Consider the following 24096-nt stretch of genomic DNA (forward strand, 5'->3'; position numbering starts at 1 on the left):
TTTTCGGATTTCACACCAAACATCTATTAACAACTAAGAAATTAACAAATACAACGATATGGGATTTAACGAAATAATGACGAAGTTGTTCGGCAACAAGTCACAACGAGATTTAAAAGAAATTACGCCTTACGTAGATAAGATCAAGGCGGCTTACCCGGCCATTGAAGCGCTCTCGCACGATGAACTGCGCGCCCGTTCGGCAGACATCCGCAAGCGCATACGGGATTACGTGAGCGAAGAGAAAAAACGCATCGAAGAATTGCGTAAGGGAATCGACGAAAAAGAACTGGAAGAACGCGAAACGATCTGGGCGGAAGTAGATGAAATCGAAAAGAAGATTGCCGATCAGTATGAAAAAGTGCTGGAAGAGGTGCTGCCCGAAGCCTTTGCCATCGTCAAGGATACGGCGCGTCGTTTCGTGCAAAACGAAGAGATTACGGTCACAGCGACGGATTTCGATCGTGACTTGGCGGCCGGCCATGACTTCGTACGCATCGAAGGCGACAAGGCGATCTATCAGAACCATTGGATAGCCGGAGGCAACGAGGTGAAATGGGACATGGTGCACTACGACGTCCAACTCTTCGGCGGTGTCGTGCTGCACAAAGGAAAGATTGCCGAAATGGCTACCGGTGAAGGAAAGACGCTCGTAGCTACACTGCCCGTCTTTCTCAACGCCCTTACCGGCGAAGGCGTACATGTGGTGACGGTCAACGACTACCTCTCGAAGCGTGACTCGGAGTGGATGGGACCGCTTTACATGTTTCACGGGCTGTCGGTCGATTGCATTGACAAGCACCAGCCGAACTCCGACAGCCGGCGCAAGGCTTATCTGGCCGACATCACATTCGGGACGAACAACGAATTCGGCTTCGATTACCTGCGCGACAACATGGCCATCAGCCCGCAAGACCTCGTACAGCGCAAACATAACTACGCGATTGTCGACGAGGTGGACTCGGTCTTGATCGACGATGCGCGTACACCGTTGATTATCTCCGGTCCCGTGCCCAAAGGCGAAGAACAACTCTTCGACGAATACCGCACGAAGGTAGAAACCGTTGTCAACGCCCAGAAGAACTTGTGTACGAAGCTCCTCACTGAAGCCAAATCGAAGATGGCAAGCGACGACAAGAAGATACACGAAGAAGGAACGCTCCTGCTCTATCGCTCGTTCAAGGGACTGCCCAAAAACAAGGCGCTCATCAAATTCCTGAGCGAACAGGGCGTGAAAGCCAGCATGCTCAAGACCGAAGAGTTTTACATGCAGGACAACATGCGCAACATGCACCTTGTAACGGACGATCTCTATTTTGTCATCGATGAGAAAAACAACAGCATCGAGTTGACCGACAAAGGGCTCGACCTGCTGACGGGCAACATGGAAGACCCGCAATTCTTCGTGCTGCCCGACATCGCTTCGCAACTGTCGGAGATCAGCAACATGGGATTATCGGAGGCGGAGAAACAAGCCAAAAAGGACGAGTTGCTAACGAATTACTCGATCAAGAGCGAACGCGTGCACACAATCAACCAGCTGCTGAAAGCCTACACGCTTTTCGAGAAAGACGACGAATACGTAGTCATCGACGGGCAGGTGAAGATCGTCGACGAGCAGACAGGCCGTATCATGGAAGGCCGTCGTTATTCGGACGGGTTGCATCAGGCCATCGAGGCGAAAGAGCGGGTGAAGGTAGAAGCGGCGACTCAAACATTCGCGACGATCACCTTGCAGAATTATTTCCGTATGTATCATAAGCTGTCGGGGATGACCGGTACGGCCGAGACGGAGGCCGGCGAGCTTTGGAACATCTATAAATTGGATGTTGTCGTCATCCCGACGAACAAGCCGATTGCGCGTACCGACATGAACGACCGCATCTACAAGACGACCCGCGAGAAGTACAATGCGGTGATCGAAGAGATCAGCACACTGATCGAAGCTGGCCGGCCGGTGCTTGTGGGTACGACTTCGGTCGAAATTTCAGAATTGTTGAGCCGTATGCTCCACATGCGTAAGATTCCGCACAATGTATTGAATGCCAAATTACATCAGCGAGAGGCGGAGATCGTCGCATTAGCGGGACAGTCGGGCACAGTGACCATTGCCACGAACATGGCCGGTCGCGGAACCGACATCAAGCTGTCGCCGGCCGTACGTGCTGCCGGTGGATTGGCGATTATCGGTACCGAACGTCATGAGAGCCGACGCGTAGACCGGCAGTTACGCGGACGTTCCGGACGTCAGGGCGACCCGGGATCGTCCGTGTTCTTCGTTTCGCTCGAAGATAATCTGATGCGTCTGTTCGCTTCGGAACGGATCGCCGGACTGATGGATAAACTCGGGTTCAAAGAAGGTGAAGTGCTTGAACACAGCATGCTCAGCAAGTCGGTAGAACGCGCACAGAAGAAGGTAGAGGAGAACAACTTCGGTATCCGTAAGCGTCTGCTCGAATACGACGATGTGATGAATTCGCAACGAAGCGTGATTTACACTCGCCGGCGTCATGCCCTGATGGGTGAGCGTATCGGCCTCGACGTGATGAACACGCTCTACGACACAACCACAGCACTCGTCGAACAGGCAGCAGACAGTGGTGATTTCGAAGGTTTCAAATTAGAACTTTTCCGGACATTCGCACTTGAATGCCCTGTTTCGGAAGCAACGTTCCGCGAAACAAAAACCGATCAGCTCATCAACGAGGTGTTCAATGCGGTCCTGAAACAGTATAAACGTCGTATGGAAAAGATGGCGCAAGTGGCCGATCCGGTGATCAAACAAGTGTTCGAGAGTCAGGGAGCGATGTATGAAAACATCATGATCCCAATCACCGACGGTAAACGGATGTACAACATCTCGTGCAACCTGAAAGAGGCTTACGAAACGGATTCGAGAGCCATCGTCAAAGCATTTCAGAAAGCCATCACGCTACATATGATCGATGAGTCGTGGAAAGAGCATCTGCGCGAGATGGACGACCTGCGCCAATCGGTACAAAACGCCAGCTACGAGAACAAAGACCCATTGCTGATCTACAAGCTCGAAGCGTATAACCTGTTCAAAGTCATGGTGGAGGAGATGAATAAGAAGACAGTAGCCGTACTGATGCGCGGACAGATACCCGTACGTGAAGAAGAACAGCAATCGATGCAAGTGCGCAAAGCCGCTCCCGAACGACGTACGGACATGAGCCGTTACCGGACGGAGAAAGATACGGTGAGCAGCGGCGGACGGGTCGACGGCGATCCGTTGCTTCCCAAGCCTCCGACGGGCACAGGACCGTCGCGGCAACCTCTGGAACCGGTGCGCGTGGAAAAGAAGACGGGACGGAACGACCCGTGTCCGTGCGGCAGCGGCAAGAAATACAAAAACTGCCACGGCAAAGGACTCTAAACATTCTTGTACAGTAGATATAAACTGAAGAGACGCGCCGGAAGAGGTACGTCTCTTTTCTTTCGAAAAAACGATTACATTCGGAATGATGCCCTTTACCGCCCGTATATGGATATGCCGCCTGGTGCTGACCCTCGTCGGAGGGACAGGATGTGCGACGGCGTCATACGCCCGGAGCGACGAGGTATACTTCTCGAAAATCGGTATCGAGCAGGGTCTGTCGCAGCTGTCGGTCATGAATATCTATCAGGACGAGCTGGGCACGATGTGGTTCGGCACGCGCGAGGGTGTGAATCTCTATAACGGGAGCAGCATGACCGTGTTGCAACCGAAAGAAGACGATCCGCATTCGCTGTCGGGCAATTTAATTAAAATGATCTGTGGCGACGGCAATGGCTCCGTATTCATCCAGACTCAAAACGGCATCGACCGGTTTGACCTGCGCACCCGCACCCTGTCACGGGTCACCGACACCCCATACGACGCCATGGCCTACGACACCGACCGTTTGTTGCTGGCCGCGCAGAACCGTATCTTTTCCTATCGCGACGGCAAGTTCTCGCTTCTTCTCGAAATCGGCCGTACACAAACGGTCATTACGCGGATTCATACGGGTACGAACGGACGGCTCCGCATCGGCACGGTCGATTCGGGGGTCTACACGGTCGGGGCCGACGGGCAGGCCAGACCGCTTATCACGGGTTGCAGCCGCGTCTCATCGATCTACGAAGACAGCCGGCAGAATCTCTGGATCGCCACATGGCAAAACGGGCTGTACCGGATAACGCCGCACGGCACGGTCGTCAACTACCGCGAGAGCGCCGACGGACGCGCCCTGTCGTCGAACTTCGTGCGTACCGTATGCGAAGACAACAGCGGCGGAATATGGATCGGTACGAAGAACGGACTCGACCGGTTCGATACCGTCACGGAGCAGTTTACACACTACGACTCGGAAGAGCACAACCTGCAAAAGTTATCGAACGAGTCGGTTTGGGACTTATACAAAGACCGTCAGGGTACGATTTGGGCAGGCACCTACTTCGGCGGAGTCAATTACTTCAACCCCGAGCACGACTTCTACACGTTCCATGACTTGCAAAAGGGGGTGTTGAGGAACAAACCTTTTCCGGTCATCAGCCGGGTAATCGAGGCGGAAGACGGCCGGCTCTTTCTTTGCACCGAAGGCAACGGCCTCCTCTCCTACGACCCGTCGGAAAAAACCTACACCGATTATGCGGCCCTGAGACAGAAAAATATCAAGACGGCTTATTACGACCGTACACGCCGTCAGCTATGGCTCGGCCTGCATCTGGAAGGTTTGTGTATGCTCGATACGAAGACGCAACAAGTCACGTTCTACCGCAAAATCAATGCCGGTCTTTACGAATCGAATATCGTCCGGGCGATTCTTCCCTACCGCGATCTCCTGCTCGTAGCCACCTACAACGGACTCTATCTGTTCGACCCGCACACGAAGCAATTCTCCATCTTCTCCGAAGCATTGCACCGATTGGCTACCTACTTTATCGATGTGCAATCCGACTACGACGGACAGCTATGGATCGCCGGCTACGGACTCTACCGGTACGACCTGCGGACGGGAATCTGCCGGAGCTATACGCATCGCAAAGACGACCCGTCGTCGCTCAGCAATAACCAGATCAACAAAATCCTCATCGATCGCAAACGCAACGTATGGATTGCCACCAACGGAGGGGGAGTGAATCTTTACAATCCTTCGTCCGATTCGTTCACCCGCTTCGACTCCGAGAACGGTTCGTTGCCGAACGCTTATATCAGCAATCTGGCCGAGCTGCCTTCGGGCAAATTACTGCTGGCCACCACGCAGGGCTTCTCGACCCTCGACCCTTCCACACACGAGATCGATCATTACGGACCCGGCAGCGGATTCCCGCTCAACTCGCTTTACAACGGCGGACTGACCGTCACGGCAGATAACGAAGTGTATATTGCCGGCATGAACGGCATGGTATCCTTCGCCGAAGACAAGCTGGCTGGCAATCTGCCGCCTTTTACGCTGCACTTCTCGCAACTGTGGGTCAACCATCTGCCGGTACTGCCCGGCGATGATTCGGGCATCCTGAACGTCGCCCTGCCGTTTACCGAATCCGTTGCGTTGAATCATAAACAGTCGATGCTCGAGATCGAATTTTCGTCCGATCATTTCATCGCAAGCAACCGTCCCGGTTTCCGGTACCGGTTACTGGGCTTGTCCGAACAATGGATGCCGGTGCAACCCGGCGCTCATCGGTTTAACTTTACCGGCATCCATCCGGGCAGATATCGCCTCGAACTGGAGGCTGTCTCACCCATCGACGGCACCGTGCTGGCACGCACCGCGCTGAAGCTGAACATGGCTCCTCCTTTCTACAAGACATGGTATGCCTATCTGACTTATGCCCTGTTGCTGGCATTGCTGGCCGTTCTTTACGTGCGATTCGTCCAATCGAGGGTACGGCTCGTGGCCTCGCTCGAATATCAGAAGAAAGAAAAGGAGCATTTAGAGGCTGTCAACCAGTCGAAGCTGCGCTTCTTCACCAATATCACACACGAATTCCGTACACCGCTGACCATCATCGCCAGTCAGGTAGATACAATCATGCAGACGGGTAAGACGTCGGCGGCCGTGCACCGGCGCATGGCCAGTGTGCGTCGCAACATCGGGCTTATGCAAAACCTGATCAACGAGTTGATGGAGTTTCGCAAGGCCGAGAACAGTAAGCTCGTGATCCGTGCAAGTGAACACGACATCGTTAAATTCATGCACGAAATGTACCTTGCCTTCGAGGAATATGCCGAACACCGACAGATCGATTTCACCTTTCATGCCGACCGGGAAAGCATACCTTTATGGTTCGACCCGGCACAGATGCAGAAAGTATTCTACAACCTCCTCTCCAATGCCTTTAAATATACTTCGGCAGGCGGGAAGATCGGGATGACCGTGAACGAACATGCCGACGAGGTACGTATCGCCGTGCATGACAGCGGACAGGGTATTCGCGAAACCGATATCCCCCATATCTTTGACCGTTTCTATCAGGCAATCGATACCGGGCTGAAAACCGACGAATCCGTATCGCCCGGAACGGGCATCGGACTGGCGCTGACGAAACATATTGCCGACGCGCACGGGGCGCGGATGCTTGTATCGAGCCGGATCGACGAGGGCAGCGTCTTTGAAGTCGTGATGAAAAAAGGCGCCGGGCATCTCTCGGACGAGCAAAAACGCGAACGACCGGAGAGCGGCGAATGGCATATACGCTCCGTCGAAGTGTACGATGCGCCGCCCGACACGCCTTATCCCGACGAAACGGCCGAAAGCGTACATACGCTGCCTTCCATCCTGATCGTAGAAGATAACCCCGAGCTGCTTCATGTGCTGCAAAGCATCTTTGAGCCGATCTACACCGTTCACACCGCCTCGAACGGCGAAGAAGGACTCCGGAAAACCATCCGGCATCAGCCCGATATCGTATTGAGCGACCTGATGATGCCCGTGCTCTCAGGCAACGAGATGTGCCTGCGAATCAAAAACAATTTCGCCACGTCGCATATCCCCGTCGTCCTGCTCACGGCACAAACGGCCGTCGAAGCCAAACTCGACAGCCTGCGCCTCGGAGCAGACGACTACATCACCAAACCGTTCGATGTGAAGCTGCTCATCGCACGCTGCCGTAACCTGATCGACGGACGACGGCGGCTGCAGGAAAAATTCGGACGCTCGACCGAACTCCCTCCCTCGGCCATCGCCTCGAACGACATCGACCGCGAATTTATCGAACGCGCCCGTCAAGTCATCGAACGACATCTGGCCAACGAAGACTTCGACGTCGCCCTCTTCTCGCGCGAAATGGCGCTGGGACGCACCCGCCTGTTCCATAAAATCAAAGGTGTGACCGGGCAAACACCCAACGAGTTTATCCAGACCATCCGGATGAAGAAAGCCACCGGCCTGCTTCAGAACCACCCCGAAATGAATATCGCCGACGTGGCATACAACGTGGGCTTCGGCTCGCCAAAATATTTCTCCAAATGCTTCCGCGAACAATTCGGCATGTCCCCCTCCGAATTCCGCGCCCGCCCTCCCGCTCCGCATTCGACCGAGAAGAAAGGGTAAAAATATCACTTCAGGGAAATATCTCTGCCTGTCGGATCAATTCGCAGTCATGCGTTTGATGATGCCGTAAGCATTCAAAATACCTAATTCGCCGGCCTTGCTCAGGTCGGCAATACCGTGCGTAGCATCGCCTTGCGAGAGCCGTGCGAGGCCACGATTGAAATATGCTTCGGCAAATTCGGGATCACGCAGGATCGCCTCATTATAGTCGGCAATAGCCGCACGAAAGTCGCGCTGGGCACATCGCAGGTTACCGCGATTATAATATGAATAGATAAAGCCGGGAGCTTGACGAATAACAAAGTCGTAATCTCGGATAATCAATTCATGTTCATAGCCTTTCGCTTCTTCTTTCAATCGACTTTGTGGCAGATCGTTTACCGGATTCTCATTCATAACGGGAGCCTTGCTACTGCCCAATTGAAAGTTGATGGTTCGCGTACTTGCCTGTTCATCCGTATAACCCTGCGACTGATTGTACTCCATCTGCTTGTAACGAACGGAAGCCCGATTAAAATAAGCCAAGGTATAAGACGGATCCAGTTCGATGACTTTATCGAAATTGCGAATAGCTTCCGCAAAATCCTGCACGAGCATAAAATCGATGGCGCGTCCGAAGTAGTTATCAGGATTATTAGGTTCTCTCTCTATTTTAGCAGAATACTCATTGATGGAAGCAAAGTGCATGGCAATCTGTTCTTCGGTCAAGGCCGCCTCCTTGTTTGTCAATAACAGTTTCCATGACAGTACCATGCGCGCATTGAATTGCTCGACCGTCTTATCGTAATAGACAGACTCCTGTACTTCGCTGTTTTTTTCATAATACGTCAGGATAAACTGCGGTTCGAGGTCGACATGCACGTTGCGATCCTGTACCCTTCCACGTATCTCGCTACGGTACTTGCTTTCTTGTTCCTCTTTCCTGTCGTAAACAACCAATCGGTTGAACTTATCGATATTCTTGTCCGACTCTTCACGGGTATTTGTTCCCTTTTCGGAATTGTCGGAAGCTTCGGCACCCGGCTTCTGCCCTTGACGCTTATCTTGTTCCAGTTTCATCGCCGTGAGGTAATCCCGATCGGCTCCGCTCAAATCGTTTAGCTTCCGTTTGGCTTCGGCACGACTGTAATAACCGGGCAAGAAATTGGGATATTGCTTTAACACGACGTCAATATCTCGTATAGCGCCTCTGTAATCGCCCACTTCATGATTCAGCAGGGCGCGGTTGTAATACGCCATATAATTGTCCGGTTCCTGCTCGAGCACTACGTCAAAATCTTCAATCGCCCGGTTATTGTCTCCCACTTGTGCACGTAGCAAACCGCGATTAAAACGGGCAATCAAGTTTCTGTTGTCCATATCGATCACTTGATCATAGTCAGCCATAGCCCCCCGCAAGTCATTCATTTGATAACGTACGAGTCCACGGTTGATGTAGTAGCCGCTCTCCCGCGTATTAAGACGGATGGCTTCGTTCAAATCGGCCAAGGCGTCCTTGAAACGACCTGTCTGGTAGAGGACAATCGCCCGATTTCCGTAACATGGGGCATGATACGGGTCAATTTCGATCGCTTTGTCATAATCGTTCAGCGCAAGCGCCGTATCTCCTTTCTCCAGATACATAGCGCCGCGTGTCAGGTAGCCGAGCGAATATTGGGGATGAGCATGGATCAAATCTTCGAAAACATGTTCCGCATCACTAAAATCCTTTTTCTGAACATAGGCAATTGCCTTGTTCGACATCATTGGGCGATCGTCGGGTTTAAATTCCAGTCCTTTGTTATAGTCTTCGATCGCTTCATCATACATCTCGAGGCTCTGACGAGCAATTCCCCGCGCGTAATACGCTTGTGCCAAAAACGGATTACGCTCAAGGCTTAACGAACAGTCTTCCTCTGCACCTTTGAAATCGTCCAGATTCAGCTTCGCTACGGCCCGGTAGAAATAAGGTTCAGCCAGCCACGGTTTAGCTTTGATGACCTGATTAAAGTACTGAATTGACAGCACGTAGTCCTCGAAATAAAGCGCATTTCTGCCGATGGCCATCACCCGGTCGGTATTGACCTGCGCTCTCACCGTGAACATGCAAGACAGAAAAAAGAAGAGGGCGAACGTTTGTCTCATCTCATTATTTCTTCAACGGTTTGATACGGTAGGAACACGACATCGTCCCCTTGACAATATGGTTCAGTTTACCTTTATTGAGTTGTCGGCGAATGGCCGATATATTATCAATAAATACATGTCCTTGCAGATGCTCGTACTCGTGCAAGACGATCCGTGCGGCAAACCCCTCAAGGTTCTCCTCCTGCGGCTCAAAATGTTCGTTCATATACCGTACCTTGATTTTCTCCGGACGCGTTACTTTCTCGTGAACTCCCGGAAAACTAAGACAACCCTCCTCAAAAGTTACCGTCTCACGGCTTTCCTCGATGATCTCCGGATTAATCAACACACGTTTGAAGTCTTTACACTCGATACGGTTGTTAGCTACCGGTGTTCCGTCAATCACCACAAGGCTTATCGATCGGCCGATCTGCGGTGCAGCCAGCCCCACGCCATCGGCATGATACATGGTTTCGAACATATCGGCAATCAACTTTTTCAGATCGGGATAGTCTTTATCTATCGGCGTTGTCGGCTCTCTCAATACAGGTTGTCCGTATGTATAAATCGGTAATATCATCATATTCTGTTTTATCGTTTATTTCTTAATCGTTCGAGAAACCCCTGCAAGATCAGAACAGCGCTGATTTCATCGACCAATCCTTTGTCTTGCCGTTTTTTCTTTTTCAAACCTCCGTCAATCAATGCCCGTTGAGCCATGATCGAAGTAAAACGCTCGTCATAATACTCTACCGGAATGGAAGGAAGTGTTTTTGTGAGTTGAGCCACAAAGGCTTCCACACGTTTCATGTTTTCGGAAGGCTCGTTGTTCATCTGTTTCGGATAGCCGACCACAATCAGGTCCACCGGTTCTTGCGACACATACCGGGCGATGTACCCCGTCGCTTCACGGCTTGACACAACGGTCAATCTGTTGGCAATCATTTTCAGCATATCAGTGACAGCCAATCCGGTACGTTTCTGTCCATAATCAACGGCCATAATCCTTCCCATAAATCAATAGGCATTTTTTTCACCTCGGAACATATTCAAGACTGTCACAAAAATAATTTTCAGATCGAGAAAGAACGACCAATTCTCAATATACCATACATCGCGCTTGACACGTCCTTCCATCTGTTCCAACGTCTTCGTCTCGCCCCGATAACCGGTAATCTGTGCCCAGCCGGTAATGCCCGGTTTAACAAGATGACGCACCATATACTTATCGATCAGTTTAGAATACTGCTCCGTATGTTTGAGCATATGAGGACGCGGTCCTACGACCGACATATCGCCAAACAATACATTAAGAAACTGAGGCATTTCGTCCAAGTTCGTCCGCCGAAGAAAACTTCCGATTTTCGTGGTGCGCGGATCATTTTTAACAGCCTGCACCAAATCGGCGTCTTTATTTACTTTCATAGTCCGGAATTTGTAACAGTCGAACTCTTTACCGTATATGCCGGTGCGTTTCTGCTTAAACAATATCGGTCCGGGAGAACTTAATTTGATTAGCATACCGACCACGATATAAAGCACGGGATAAAACAAGAGAAGCACGAGTGTGGAGAACGCAATATCAAATGTCCGCTTGACAGCTCGTTTCGAGACCGATTGCAAGGGTTCGTTACGAATCGAGAGCAAAGGAATAAACTCCAGGATCTCCATCACCATGCTTTTTTTAATATCGCGATAAAACTCCGGAACGATGTAGAAACGAATCATATGTTTCTCGGCAAAAAGCAGCAAGTTCGATATTTTATCACTGTTCGAACCGGGGATGGTACAATAAATCTCATCTATTTGATGTTCCGAAACAAAATCATTCATTTCCTCAATAGGCCCTATATAATTCGGCAGTACCTCTTTCAGAGCCATATTATCATCAAAAAAGCCCAATACGTTGAATCCGTATGCCAAATCGTCTCGAAGCACGTTATAAAGCTCCATTCCGTTTTTTCCGGCTCCGATGATGATGATGTTCTTGGCATTATACCCTTTGCGACGATAGATTTTGACAAAGATACGCATCAGAATCCGCCATAAAGACAGACATAACAACACGGAAACGTAGTAAAGAAAGAGAAAAATGACCAATGAGCTACCTACTTTCAAGAACGCCAGACACGTGCAGAACAAAAACGTTTGAAACGTAACCAGGGTAAACGAGCGCTGTACGACATTATCCAAAAACACGATGGAGAGATGTATTTTGATCGGTACGAAATACAAGGCAAAAAAGTAGCAAAAGTTAAGCAACAATAAGACTTCTTTAAGGCTGTGGGCTATGGGTTGGGTATATACCGGTTCAAGAGCGTAGTAAATACCGAAAAACAGGGCGTTTAAAATCATTAAATCGCCCATACCAATCAGCCACTGAAGAAAATATCCTTGTTTTGAACTTTTTTCCATCTCGTTGTAAGAATTGACAAAGGTAACGAATATTTCAGAGTTAAAAAAACGACCGGAAGCTTTTTCCCGAGTTGCATCTTCTAATCGTAAGTGTCATACATCGATAAGTAAAATGGCCAACATGCAGCCGGTCGAAAAATTCAGTCACGGCTCGGTGGGGTGTGTTTGTGTATAATCGTCATTTTTTACTACCTTTCCTCTAAAACGTATTTTGTGAGTTTGCTTACATTGCTGCTCAATCCCTCCCAAATTCGGTTGTTTGGGTGACTATAACACACGACTGTTGGCTCCGTGACGGTCGGTGTGTCTCGGAGATTGCGAATATAAGTATGTTACTTTCCTCTACAAGCTTGGGTAGCTTATGCCGGTGTCCGACTCCTTCCGGTGTATCTGTAAATTTGCGAAACGGGCTACTCTGTGCACCACAAAGGTAATTACGTGGCACCGAAAGGTATATCAAATGGCTAATCGGCCATATACGATTCAAGCAGTTTGATTTGTCCTTCTGTTCTTTTCAACTCTTCCTGCCTTTTGAGATAAATGTCAATGAAATCCTCTTCTTTGGAGAGCATGTGCCATACGGCAACGAGTATTTTCCGGGCGATGGCTACCTGGATCTTCATTTTGTTCTTTTTCTTGACGGTAGTTTGGAGGTAGCTGAAATGAGAGAAGAAACAGTTTCGGGTTCGTGATGCCGCCCATGCAATTTCGATCAATATTTGTCTGAGGTATCTGTTTCCGTGTGTCACTTTTCTGCTTTTGAAACGCCCGTTGCTTACATCGTTACGCGGTTTCAGACCGCACCATCCCACAAGGCTTGCCGCCGTAGCGAACATCTTCATATCAACACCTGTTTCCGCAATGATTGCCGTGGCTGCGCGTTCCTTGACACCGGGGATGGTTTGCAGGCGTTCGTATGGTTTGGGGTAATGTTCTTTGCAGAGCCGGACGAGTTCTTGCTGACAGTCCGCCGTCTGTTCTTCGATCAGGTCGAGTGTTTCCTTCAATTGTCTGAGAACAATCAGGTCGGTTTCTGAGAACGAGCCTGTCAGCGCGGCTTTCACCCTCTCACGTCCATGTTTGTTGAGTATGCGTCCATGCACAAGCCTGAGGAGTTCATCAGGATCGGTCTGTCCGTCGATTATCGCTTTGAGTACAGACCGATAGCTTTTGCTTTTGGTGGTAGCCACGTAATTGCTGAGCCTAAAACCGCATCTTTGCAAAGCTGCGTCGAGTTTGTTGCTGTTGTAGGTCGTATCTTCGCACAGGTCCATGATACGGCGGTTCAATTTGCGCATATCCTGAACGATGGGCTCGGGAACGAAGCTTCCCTTGATGAGATTTTTCAGAAGACACTCCGCGATCCATCGGGCATCCTTCACGTCACTTTTCCTGCCGGGAAGCTGCTTGATGAAATAGGGATTCACCAATCTGAGTTCCATCGATTCGCAGAGTTCCGTCCATACCGGAACCCAATAGACGGCCGTGCTCTCCATAGCTGCTTCGGTGACACCATGGGCTCTCATGTCATGATGCATCTGACGCAAGTCGGGAGTAAGCACTCCATAAGTATTTTCCCAAATAATGGCCTGGTCATACCCCATAATACAGAGATAAATGCTATCTTTGTGCACATCAAGGCCGGCAACTGTTCGAGTTCTGTTCATAATTATTTTTTTAAATTTTTTTCCTCCAAGATAGTAAAATTGTGGCTAAGAACACGCAGAGGAGGGGACAGAAAACAGAGCGTCGGCCTTGTGTTTTTATCTGCCCGGTGTAAAATCTCGAGGATTTTATCTAAATTTGCCACCAAAAATCAGAGCTATGTTTGAAAATTTAAGTGACCGGTTAGAACGCTCGTTTAAGCTGTTGAAAGGTGAAGGCAAAATTTCCGAGTTAAATGTGGCGGAAACGCTGAAAGATGTACGTCGGGCCTTGTTGGATGCCGATGTCAATTATAAAGTAGCCAAACAGTTTACCGACACAGTGAAGGCAAAGGCGATGGGGCAGGATGTACTCACCTCGTTGAAACCCGGCCAGTTGATGGTTAAAATCGTCCATGATGAACTGGCCGCCTTAATGGGTGGTACTGCGGCGGAATTTAATCTGACGGGGTCGCCTTCGGTGATCCTTATGGCCGGTTTGCAAGGCTCGGGTAAGACGACCTTCTCCGGTAAGCTGGCCAATATGCTGAAGAGCAAAAGAGGGAAAAATCCATTACTGGTAGCCTGCGACGTATATCGTCCTGCAGCCATCGACCAGTTGTATGTTTTAGGTGAGCAGATAGGTGTACCGGTATACTCGGAACGAGAAAACAAGAACCCGGTCGACATTGCGCTTCACGCCATTTTAGAGGCAAAGAAGACGGGGCGTGACTTAGTGATTGTCGATACAGCCGGCCGTCTGGCCATTGACGAGCAGATGATGGCAGAGATTGCAGCGATCAAAAAAGCGATCCGGCCGAATGAAATTTTGTTTGTTGTCGACTCCATGACCGGACAGGATGCCGTGAATACGGCTAAGGAGTTTAATGACCGACTGGACTTTTCGGGTGTGGTGCTTACCAAGCTTGACGGGGATACACGCGGTGGTGCAGCGCTTTCAATACGCACCGTAGTTGACAAGCCGATTAAGTTTATCGGTACCGGCGAAAAAATGGACGCACTTGATGTGTTTCACCCCGAACGAATGGCCGACCGAATTCTCGGTATGGGGGATGTCGTCTCGCTCGTTGAGCGGGCACAAGAGCAATACGACGAAGCGGAAGCACGCCGAATTCAAAAGAAACTTGCCAAGAATCAGTTCGACTTCAATGATTTCCTCGGACAAATCCAACAAATCAAGAAAATGGGTAACCTGAAGGATTTGGCATCCATGATTCCGGGTGTGGGTAAGGCGCTAAAAAATATCGACATCGATGAGAATGCATTCAAGGGCATTGAAGCCATTATCTATTCAATGACTCCGCAAGAGCGAACGAATCCTTCTATTCTGAACGGTTCGCGCAGACAGCGTATCGCTGCCGGTAGCGGCACGTCGGTACAGGATGTGAACAAGCTGATCAAACAATTTGACGAAACACGTAAGATGATGCGAATGATTACGACCGTCAAGCCGGGCAGCCGGATGATGCGTTCACCTTTTCGCAGATAAAAATAAAAAGTCATGGAAGAACAGGTTTATCAATTAATCGATGGCAAGGCCGTGGCAGCCCAGGCCAAAAAAGAATTAGCTGCCGAAGTAGCAAACATCAAACAGGCGGGAGGGAAAATCCCGCATCTTGCAGCCATATTAGTCGGCCACGACGGGGGTAGCGAGACGTATGTGATGAACAAAGTAAAAAGTTGCGAAGCTATCGGATTCCGGTCGACCCTGATTCGTTGCGAAGCCGATATAACCGAAGAAGAATTACTCCGTAAAGTACAACAGCTGAACGAAGACGACGATGTGGACGGTTTTATCGTACAGCTTCCGTTACCGAAACACATTTCAAGTCATAAGGTGATCGAAGCAATTGACTACCGGAAGGATGTGGATGGCTTCCACCCGATCAATGTCGGACGGATGGCTCTTGGACTGCCTTGTTTCAAGTCTGCTACCCCTGCGGGAATTGTCGAGTTGCTGCGACACTACGAAATCCCGACCAAAGGGAAGCATTGCGTGATTCTGGGGCGCAGTAATATTGTAGGCAAACCGATGGCTACGCTGATGATGCAGAAAGACTATCCAGGCGATTGCACAGTGACGGTCTGCCACAGTCGTTCTGAAGATCTGAAGGAGATGTGTCTGAGTGCCGATATCATCATTGCCGCACTGGGCGTTCCCGAATTTCTGAAAGGAGATATGGTCAAGGATGGAGCCGTTGTGATTGATGTCGGTACCACGCGTGTGCCGAGCAGTGTCACCAAGAGCGGTTACCGCCTGATGGGCGATGTGGCCTTCAACGAAGTAGCTCCGAAGTGCAGCTATATTACGCCTGTTCCCGGTGGAGTAGGCCCGATGACAATCATTTCGCTTATGCGCAACACCTTGTTGGCAAGCACGAAATCGCTTTTCTCTTCAGCAGAGAAATAGTCTTTTCGTTCATCGACTAAAAAAACTGTCTTGAGACAGAGTATTACAAAGATTCTGCTCTTCAGGAACACATAAGGCAGACATCTGAAAGAGAAAGAGGCAGGCCGTTTTTTGAAAAAAGAAATACGAGCCTGCCTTGCTATTCGAAGCGGATCGTCTTGGCCGGACTGATCTTGGTGATCAGGTACGAAGGAGCAAGCATCATCAAGAGTGAAACGACGGAGGCTCCGAGATTAATCAGCAACCATGAGCCCAGTGTCAGATGAATCGGAACGGCATCAAGGTAATACACGGAGGGATCAAGAGACAGTGGTCGGAAAAAGGATTGTATCCAACACAGCGCCAACCCGATGATATTTCCCCAGAGCATCCCTTTGCCGATCAGAAAAGCCGAGATATACAGAAAAACGCGCCGCAGGCTGCGGTCTTGCTGACCGAGCGCTTTCAGAATGCCGATCATGTTGGTACGTTCAAGGATGATGATCAGCAGCCCCGAAATCATCGTAAAGCCCGATACGGCCATCATCAGTACAAGGATCACCGCAACATTCAGGTCAAGCACATCAAGCCAACTGAATATCATCGGATTCAGTTCTTTTATAGAACGAACATAAAAAATATTCCCTTTACGGTCACGACGATTAAGTAGCTGATCATCGACAGCAGCAGCCACCTTATCAAGATCGTCGTAATCATCGACCTGCAGTTCCAGTCCGCTGACAGCGTCAGCCTCCCATCCGTTCAGGCGACGGATATGCTTGATATCGGTCAAGACAAACAGTTTATCGTAATCCGTAAAACCGGTATCGTAGATGCCACAGATACGGAATTTACGCGCCCTTACCTCGTCCTGCACGAAGTAGGCATGAAACGAGTCGCCGCAACGAAGGCGAAGCATATCGGCCAGTTGTTGTGAGATCAGCACATCGTTCGTCACCTTTCCCGTATCAATGCTGAAGAGTTCTCCTTCCTTCAGATGCTTCCCGAAAAATGTCCAGTCATATTCCACATCGACGCCCTTGAGAACGATACCTTGAAAATCCGTTTCAGTCTTAAGGATACCCGGTTTGGTAGCGAATGTCTCAACATGGCGGATACCCGACAGAGCACTCAGGAGAGACTTCAAACTGTCACCGACAAAAATCGGCACCGTTTCATACGACGAATTGCTATCGAAGTTGGAAACCCGGATATGAGAGCCGAAACCGACCATTTTATTACGCACCTCCTGCTTGAATCCTACCACGATCGCCACCGAGAGGATCATCATAGCCACACCCAGTGCAATACCGGCTACAGCAATACGCACAGCCGGCGGGGTGACCCGTCTGCTGTCACCTCTTTCTTTCGAGAAATGAATGCGTCGAGCAATAAACAGTTCAAAATTCATCTTTCACGCCAACGATATATTCCCTTTTTTGTATATCTTCATATTCCGTTCTTAACCTATACCGCACGCCATATTTGGCGGTACGTATCCAATGCACGGGCCAAAACATCAAGCGCCTTAGCCAGTTCTTCTTTTTTTAAGACATAGGCAATACGCACTTCGTTTCGTCCATAGCCGGGTGTCACATAAAAGCCCGAAGCCGGAGCCATCATCACTGTTTGTTTCTCGTAAGCAAAATCGCTCAGACACCATGCGCAAAACGTGTCGGCATCGTCGATCGGAAGTTTGGCCACCGTATAAAATGCCCCCATCGGAAGAGGTGAATAACAGCCCGGTATACGGTTCAAACCCTCAACAAGAAAGTTACGCCGCTGCAAATATTCGTCATAAACGGCACGCATATATTCTTCGGGCGTATCGATAGAGGCTTCGGCAACGATTTGTCCGAGAAGCGGAGGGCTGAGCCGTGCCTGACACCATTTCATCACGCTCTTCTTCACTTGCGCATTCTTCGTAACCAAGACGCCGACACGAATACCGCATTCGCTGTAACGCTTCGACACCGAATCAAGCATGACCACGTGCTGTTCAAGCCCTTCAAGGTGGAAAGACGACACATAAGGCGCATCAGTATAGCAAAACTCACGATATACTTCGTCCGCAAACAGAAATATATTATATTTTCGAACAAGTTCGCTCAAACGACACATCTCTTCTGCCGTATAAAGATACCCCGTCGGATTGTTCGGGTTACAGATCATAACCGCTTTCGTGCGAGGCGTGATCATCTCTTCAAACTTATTGATCGACGGCAAAGCAAACCCGTCTTCAATCGACGAAGGTACAGCCTTCACCACGACGCCGCACGATATGGCAAACGACATGTAATTCGCATACGCCGGTTCGGGGATCAGCAACTCATCGCCCGGATTCAGGCAAGCCAGAAAAGCGAAATTCACAGCCTCCGATGCTCCCGCCGTAACGATAATATCATCCGTATCGACCATGATGCCGAAACGGTGATAATAGGTCACCATTTTTTTACGAAAACTGAGCAACCCTTCGCTCGGACTGTATTCCAAGACCTCACGATTGATATGACGCATGGCATCAAGCCCTACTTCCGGTGTTCGGATATCCGGCTGCCCGATGTTGAGATGATAGACTTTGATTCCTCTCGCTTTCGCTTCATTGGCTAACGGAACTAATTTCCGTATCGGCGATTCGGGCATGTTGATCCCGCGTTGTGATATTACCGGCATTTCTTTTCTTTCTTTGTAAGTTCGATGCAAACATAAATAAAAAAGCCGAGATTTTTATCTATCAGTCCATAAAAATCAAAACCGGAGCATGCTATCGGTAATGAACGTTTTTCAAGCATAACGTTTGATTGAATCACGAACTTATCCTTATGAAAATACTCCCCACCCTGCATTAGTTCTCAAATAAGTTCTCGAACAAATACAAACCGGTTGCGAAATTATCCCGATATCACCGATTTTTTAACGCATTCCATATGGGAAGTCGTTTTTTTTACTTACGTTTGCATGTTAACAATAAAAAATAAAACAGTAAAAACATGATAGATTTAGCAATTATCGGGGGCGGACCGGCCGGATATGTAGCCGCAGAACGCGCAGCTGCGAGAGGACTTGACGTAACATTGTTCGAAAAGAAAGATCTGGGCGGTGTCTGCCTGAACGAAGGATGTATTCCGACAAAGACATTACTCTACAGTGCAAAGGTGTACGATTATGCCAAGCACGGTGACAAGTACGGCGTCTATGCTCCGGATGTGACATTCGACTTCGGCAAAATCATTGCCCGCAAGAACAAAACGGTACGTAAACTGGTGGCCGGCATCAATGCCACGATGAAAGCGCACAACATACAGGTCGTAAAAGGAGAAGCACACATCAAGGGACGCACGGAAGAAGCCATTGAGATTCATTGCAACGACGAAACGTTTCAAGCTAAAAATCTGTTGCTGTGCACCGGCTCGGAGGCTTTTATCCCCCCTATCCCCGGAGTCGAAGAAGCCGGAGACCGCGTCGTAACAAACCGCGAGATTCTGGCGATGAAAGAGCAACCCTCCTCGCTCGTCATCATCGGAGGCGGTGTGATCGGCATGGAGTTTGCAAGCTTGTACAACAGCCTCGGTTCCGAGGTTACGGTTATCGAGATGCTACCCGAGATACTGGGCGGATTAGACAGCGAGATCAGTGCGATGTTGCGTGACATCTATACGAAAAAAGGTATTCGCTTCCACCTCTCGTGCAAAGTAACAGAGATCAAAGACAACGAAGTGATTTTTATGGATTCCGAAGGTGCGCAGGGCTTCGTTACAGGAGAGAAGATTCTGATGAGCGTCGGCCGACGGGCTGTCACGACAGGGTTCGGACTGGAGACGTTAGGCGTAGAAACAGAGCGCGGAGCTGTCAAAGTCGATACCCAAATGAGAACAAACGTACCGAATGTCTACGCAGCCGGCGATATCACAGGATTTTCGATGTTGGCCCACACAGCCAGTCGCGAAGGCGAAGTGGTGGTCAACAACCTCACCGGACTGGAAGACGAAATGCGTTATCACGCCATTCCCGGTATCGTCTACTCCAATCCTGAGGTCGCGACGGTCGGTCTGACCGAAGAACAAGCCCGACATAAAAGCATCGAATACGGGGTTGCCAAGCTTCCGATGACTTATTCCGGCCGTTTTGTGGCAGAAAATGAAGGAGCGACCGGACTCTGCAAAGTGCTTTTCAGCCCTCAGCAGAAGATACTGGGCGTTCATCTACTGGGCAATCCTTGCAGTGAAATGATTCACAGTGCATGCATGGCCATCGAGCAGGGAATGACGGTTGAGGCACTTCAAAAAGTCGTATTCCCCCACCCCACCGTATCGGAGATATTCAAAGAAACATTATTTACAATAAAGTAATCATGAAAAATACACCGATAAACTACGATACCGCACAACGTGTGATTGACCGTTATCAATTACAGGATTTCGGTAAGGCGACCATCCGTGAAGTGGTAGCCATCTCCAACCAACTGGAGCAGGAAACCGGCATCGAATTTATTCACATGGAGATGGGTGTTCCGGGATTACGGCCGGCACAAGTCGGCACAGACGCCGAAATCGAAGCCTTACAAAAAGGCATTGCCGCTATCTACCCCGATATCAACGGACTGAAAGCGCTCAAAGAGGAAGCCTCTCGCTTTATCAAAGCTTTTATCGATATCGATCTCTCTCCCGAAGGATGCGTACCGGTGACCGGCTCCATGCAGGGCACGTTCGCCTCTTTCCTTACGTGCGGACAGTGCAACCCTGCAAAAGACACGATCCTGTTCATCGATCCGGGCTTCCCCGTTCAAAAACAGCAGATCGCAGTCATGGGCTATCGGTATGCCTCATTCGATGTTTACGAACATCGGGGAGAGAAACTCGCGGAAATATTGGAAAAATACTTGTCGCAAGGAAATATTGCAGCTCTCGTCTATTCGAACCCGAACAACCCGGCATGGTTCTGTCTGACGGATAACGAACTGAATACGATCGGCCAAATAGCAACGAAATACGATGTGATTGTCATCGAAGACCTTGCCTATTTTGCCATGGATTTCCGCAAAGACCTCGGCACACCGTTCCAACCGCCTTTCCAGCCCAGTGTCGCTCACTATACCGACCATTACATCCTGCAAATCTCCGGATCGAAAGCGTTCAGTTACGCAGGACAGCGCATTGGAGTAGCGGCAATCTCCGACAAACTGTATCATCGGGCTTACGAGGGACTGACCCAACGGTACGGGAGCGGGACATTCGGAACGGTCTATATCCATCGCGTGCTCTACGCGCTTTCTTCGGGAACCAGCCACTCGGCGCAATACGCGCTCGCCGCAATGTTGAAAGCCGCATCGGACGGCACGTTCAACTTTGTCAACGAAGTCAAAGAGTACGGACGACGGGCTGCCAAACTTAAACGGATTTTCACCCGTTACGGTTTCAAAATCGTGTACGATCATGATCTGGACGAGCCTGTCGCCGATGGATTCTATTTTACGATCGGTTATCCGGGCATGACCGGAAGTCAACTGATGGAAGAGTTCATTTGTTACGGTATCAGCGCTATTTCGCTCGCAACTACGGGAAGTCGGCAGGAAGGATTACGGGCATGTACCTCTTTTATCAAGCCACATCAATATGAGTTACTTGAAGAACGGTTAAAAATATTCGATGAAAATCATACGGCGTAACAACACGCAATCTGTTATTCTTTTTTAACAACAAAAAGTCTCTTTTTTTCTTGTTCTTCTTAAAAATACATCTTATATTGCCCACCGAAATTGAGGATTATTCGTAATTGTAACAATGGCTCAATATAAAGACATCTTCAAAATCAAGCATAACGACTTGCGACCGGAAAAAGGAAAAATTCTGATTTCCGAGCCGTTCTTGCAGGACGCTTATTTCCAGCGTTCCGTAGTCTTACTAGTCGAACACGATCACAACGGTTCGATGGGATTCGTGGTAAATAAACCGACCGGCCTGATTGTAAATGATTTTTTTCCGGAGCTGAAAAAGTTTCCGATTCTTCCTATTTATCTTGGCGGGCCTGTCAGTTCGAATCGATTATTTTTTATCCATTCGCTCGGCCCGGTTATTCCGGACAGCGTGAAGATCGAAGAGAATCTATATTTTGACGGCGATTTCGAGGCGTTAAAGCGTTACATGCTTAGTGGTAACCCTTTCAACGAGCGTATAAAATTCTTTTTAGGTTACTCCGGTTGGACTAAAAACCAATTAGACGGTGAAATTGTACGCGATTCATGGTTAGTCAGCCATTCATCCGACCGCAGCCTGATGCTTGCGCATGACGATTCGTTCTGGACGCGTTCCGTCGAACTTCTCGGTCGCCCGTATGAAACGTGGATCAACTACCCCAAAAACCCGGAGATGAATTGATGGCAAATTACGCGATACGCGGTTCGGCGTGTACTACGATAACAATAAACCATTAACAATTATTACGTCAGGCTTACAGCCCTGTGAGGGGGGAGTGATTTTTTTTCTTCCAACGCTTCGCATTGGGCTGAATGAACACACCCTTTCAAGGCTTAGAAGAGTTAGTCAGCCCTTAGCGTTCAGCCAACAAATCAACAACTAAACAAATCAACAACTAAACCAATCAACAACTAAACGAACGAGGGGCTTACAAGGGCTGAAAGTCCGATTTATTTCACATTCCCGAAGCAGAGAACCTATGCCTTTTCCAGTGCTTGTTGCACATCGGCGAGGATATCGTCGATATCTTCGATTCCGACCGAGAAACGTATCAGATCGGGAGCTACCCCTGCGGCAACCAACTGCTCGTCGCTAAGCTGACGATGCGTATGGCTGGCAGGATGCAGCACGCACGAACGCACATCGGCTACATGGGTTACGATGGATACGAGCCGAAGAGCATCCATGAAACGGATTGCATGATCACGTCCACCCTTGAGACCCAACGTAAGCATCCCGCATGATCCTTCGGGCAGATATTTGCGAGCCAGCGTATGATATTTATTTTCGGGCAGTCCGCAGTAATTCACCCATGCCACTTTCGGATGTCCGGCGAGGTATTCGGCTACGGCTTGTGCGTTCGAGCAATGGCGAGGTATACGCAAGTGAAGCGTTTCGAGGCCAATATTCAGCAGGAAAGCATTCATCGGCGAAGCGGTTGATCCGAAGTCGCGCATCAGCTGTACCGTTGCTTTGACGAGGTAAGCTGTTTTTCCGAATTTTTCCGTATAAACAATGCCGTGATACGAAGGATCGGGCGTGGTCAGGCCGGGAAATTGGTCTTTGTGAGCGCTCCAGTCGAAATTTCCACTGTCGATGATGGCCCCCCCGACAGCTGTTGCATGACCGTCCATATATTTCGTTGTCGAGTGGACGACGATATCCGCTCCCCATTCGATAGGGCGGCAGCTGATGGGTGTGGCGAGCGTATTATCGACAACCAACGGCACTCCGTGGCTATGTGCCATACGTGCAAATCGCTCGATGTCGAGCACCGCTCCGGCCGGGTTAGCCAGCGTCTCGCCAAAAACGGCTTTCGTATTCGGACGGAACGCTTTTTCAATCTCTTCGTCCGTCGTCTCCTGATCGATAAATGTCACATCGACCCCCATCTTTTTCATTGTCACGCCGAGCAGGTTGAATGTTCCCCCGTAAATCTTGGAGGTACAAATAAGATGGCCGCCCGTTTCACAGATATTGAACAGCGCATAAAACACTGCCGCCTGTCCGGACGAAGTAAGCATGGCGGCCATACCGCCTTCAAGCGAAGCGATTTTGTCAGCTACACTTTCGTTCGTCGGATTTTGCAGACGGGTATAAAAAAATCCGGAAGCCTCGAGATCGAACAGTTTGCCCATCTCATCACTCGTTTCATATTTGAATGTCGTACTTTGATAGATCGGCAATACACGAGGTTCGCCGTTTTTAGGCTGCCAGCCTCCCTGCACACAGACCGTACCTTGTTTTTGTTTCTTCATCTTTACTTTGATTGTTTGTTATTCGAGGGG

The 24096-nt window shown here is 49.5% G+C and carries 15 protein-coding genes; 7 read left to right on the forward strand and 8 right to left on the reverse strand.

What is annotated here, in order from left to right:
• Positions 1-58 precede the first annotated feature (58 nt).
• Together secA and BFO_RS12560 are read left to right on the forward strand one after the other, a co-directional pair.
• A complete protein-coding gene (secA, locus tag BFO_RS12555; RefSeq protein ID WP_014226150.1) occupies positions 59-3397 on the forward strand; it encodes a preprotein translocase subunit SecA in 3339 nt (1112 codons plus the stop codon).
• Positions 3398-3482: 85 nt separating this feature from the next.
• Positions 3483-7541 (forward strand): hybrid sensor histidine kinase/response regulator transcription factor, encoded by a 4059-nt coding sequence (locus tag BFO_RS12560; protein WP_014226151.1) that lies wholly within the window; start codon positions 3483-3485, stop codon positions 7539-7541.
• Positions 7542-7577: 36 nt separating this feature from the next.
• On the opposite strand, the gene BFO_RS12565 is transcribed toward BFO_RS12560, so the two are convergent.
• The 5 genes from BFO_RS12565 to BFO_RS12585 all read right to left on the reverse strand — a co-directional run bounded on the left by BFO_RS12565 (position 7578) and on the right by BFO_RS12585 (position 13729).
• Positions 7578-9665: a tetratricopeptide repeat protein gene (locus BFO_RS12565; protein WP_014226152.1), complete on the reverse strand. Its 2088-nt coding sequence runs from the start codon at positions 9663-9665 to the stop codon at positions 7578-7580.
• Positions 9666-9669: 4 nt separating this feature from the next.
• On the reverse strand, positions 9670-10227 hold the full coding sequence (gene def / locus BFO_RS12570) for a peptide deformylase (protein WP_014226153.1): 558 nt from the start codon (positions 10225-10227) through the stop codon (positions 9670-9672).
• An 11-nt stretch (positions 10228-10238) separates the two neighbouring features.
• Positions 10239-10661, reverse strand: coding sequence for a Holliday junction resolvase RuvX (gene ruvX, locus BFO_RS12575; RefSeq protein ID WP_014226154.1), 423 nt, complete (start codon positions 10659-10661; stop codon positions 10239-10241).
• A gap of 3 nt (positions 10662-10664) precedes the next feature.
• Positions 10665-12062, reverse strand: coding sequence for an undecaprenyl-phosphate glucose phosphotransferase (locus BFO_RS12580; RefSeq protein WP_014226155.1), 1398 nt, complete (start codon positions 12060-12062; stop codon positions 10665-10667).
• 464 nt (positions 12063-12526) lie between these two features.
• Entirely contained in the window at positions 12527-13729 is a 1203-nt protein-coding gene (locus BFO_RS12585; protein ID WP_014226156.1) for an IS110 family RNA-guided transposase, read from the reverse strand.
• Positions 13730-13886: 157 nt separating this feature from the next.
• Between BFO_RS12585 and ffh the strand changes: the two genes are divergently transcribed.
• Positions 13887-15215 (forward strand): signal recognition particle protein, encoded by a 1329-nt coding sequence (gene ffh, locus BFO_RS12590; protein WP_014226158.1) that lies wholly within the window; start codon positions 13887-13889, stop codon positions 15213-15215.
• Between the two features lie 12 nt (positions 15216-15227).
• Positions 15228-16136, forward strand: a complete 909-nt coding sequence (folD, locus tag BFO_RS12595) for a bifunctional methylenetetrahydrofolate dehydrogenase/methenyltetrahydrofolate cyclohydrolase FolD (RefSeq protein ID WP_014226159.1) — start codon at positions 15228-15230, stop codon at positions 16134-16136.
• Positions 16137-16275: 139 nt separating this feature from the next.
• Here the strand turns inward: folD and BFO_RS12600 are convergent, their stop codons facing one another.
• Positions 16276-17526, reverse strand: a complete 1251-nt coding sequence (locus BFO_RS12600; RefSeq protein WP_014226160.1) for an ABC transporter permease — start codon at positions 17524-17526, stop codon at positions 16276-16278.
• A gap of 56 nt (positions 17527-17582) precedes the next feature.
• Positions 17583-18788: a pyridoxal phosphate-dependent aminotransferase gene (locus BFO_RS12605; protein ID WP_041590937.1), complete on the reverse strand. Its 1206-nt coding sequence runs from the start codon at positions 18786-18788 to the stop codon at positions 17583-17585.
• Between the two features lie 317 nt (positions 18789-19105).
• Here BFO_RS12605 and lpdA point away from each other — a divergent pair, with 317 nt between their 5' ends.
• The 3 genes from lpdA (at position 19106) to BFO_RS12625 (ending at position 22489) form a co-directional block, all read left to right on the forward strand.
• A complete protein-coding gene (lpdA, locus tag BFO_RS12615; RefSeq protein ID WP_014226163.1) occupies positions 19106-20464 on the forward strand; it encodes a dihydrolipoyl dehydrogenase in 1359 nt (452 codons plus the stop codon).
• A 2-nt stretch (positions 20465-20466) separates the two neighbouring features.
• The gene (locus BFO_RS12620) at positions 20467-21780 is read left to right on the forward strand and encodes an aminotransferase class I/II-fold pyridoxal phosphate-dependent enzyme (RefSeq protein ID WP_014226164.1); all 1314 of its coding nucleotides are present in this window, start codon (positions 20467-20469) and stop codon (positions 21778-21780) included.
• A gap of 115 nt (positions 21781-21895) precedes the next feature.
• Positions 21896-22489, forward strand: a complete 594-nt coding sequence (locus BFO_RS12625; protein ID WP_014226165.1) for a YqgE/AlgH family protein — start codon at positions 21896-21898, stop codon at positions 22487-22489.
• A 296-nt stretch (positions 22490-22785) separates the two neighbouring features.
• Here BFO_RS12625 and BFO_RS12630 read toward each other — a convergent pair whose 3' ends face one another.
• A complete protein-coding gene (locus BFO_RS12630) occupies positions 22786-24066 on the reverse strand; it encodes an O-acetylhomoserine aminocarboxypropyltransferase/cysteine synthase family protein (RefSeq protein ID WP_014226166.1) in 1281 nt (426 codons plus the stop codon).
• Positions 24067-24096 lie beyond the last annotated feature (30 nt).

It is taken from the genome of Tannerella forsythia 92A2, from assembly GCF_000238215.1.
GTDB lineage: Bacteria > Bacteroidota > Bacteroidia > Bacteroidales > Tannerellaceae > Tannerella > Tannerella forsythia.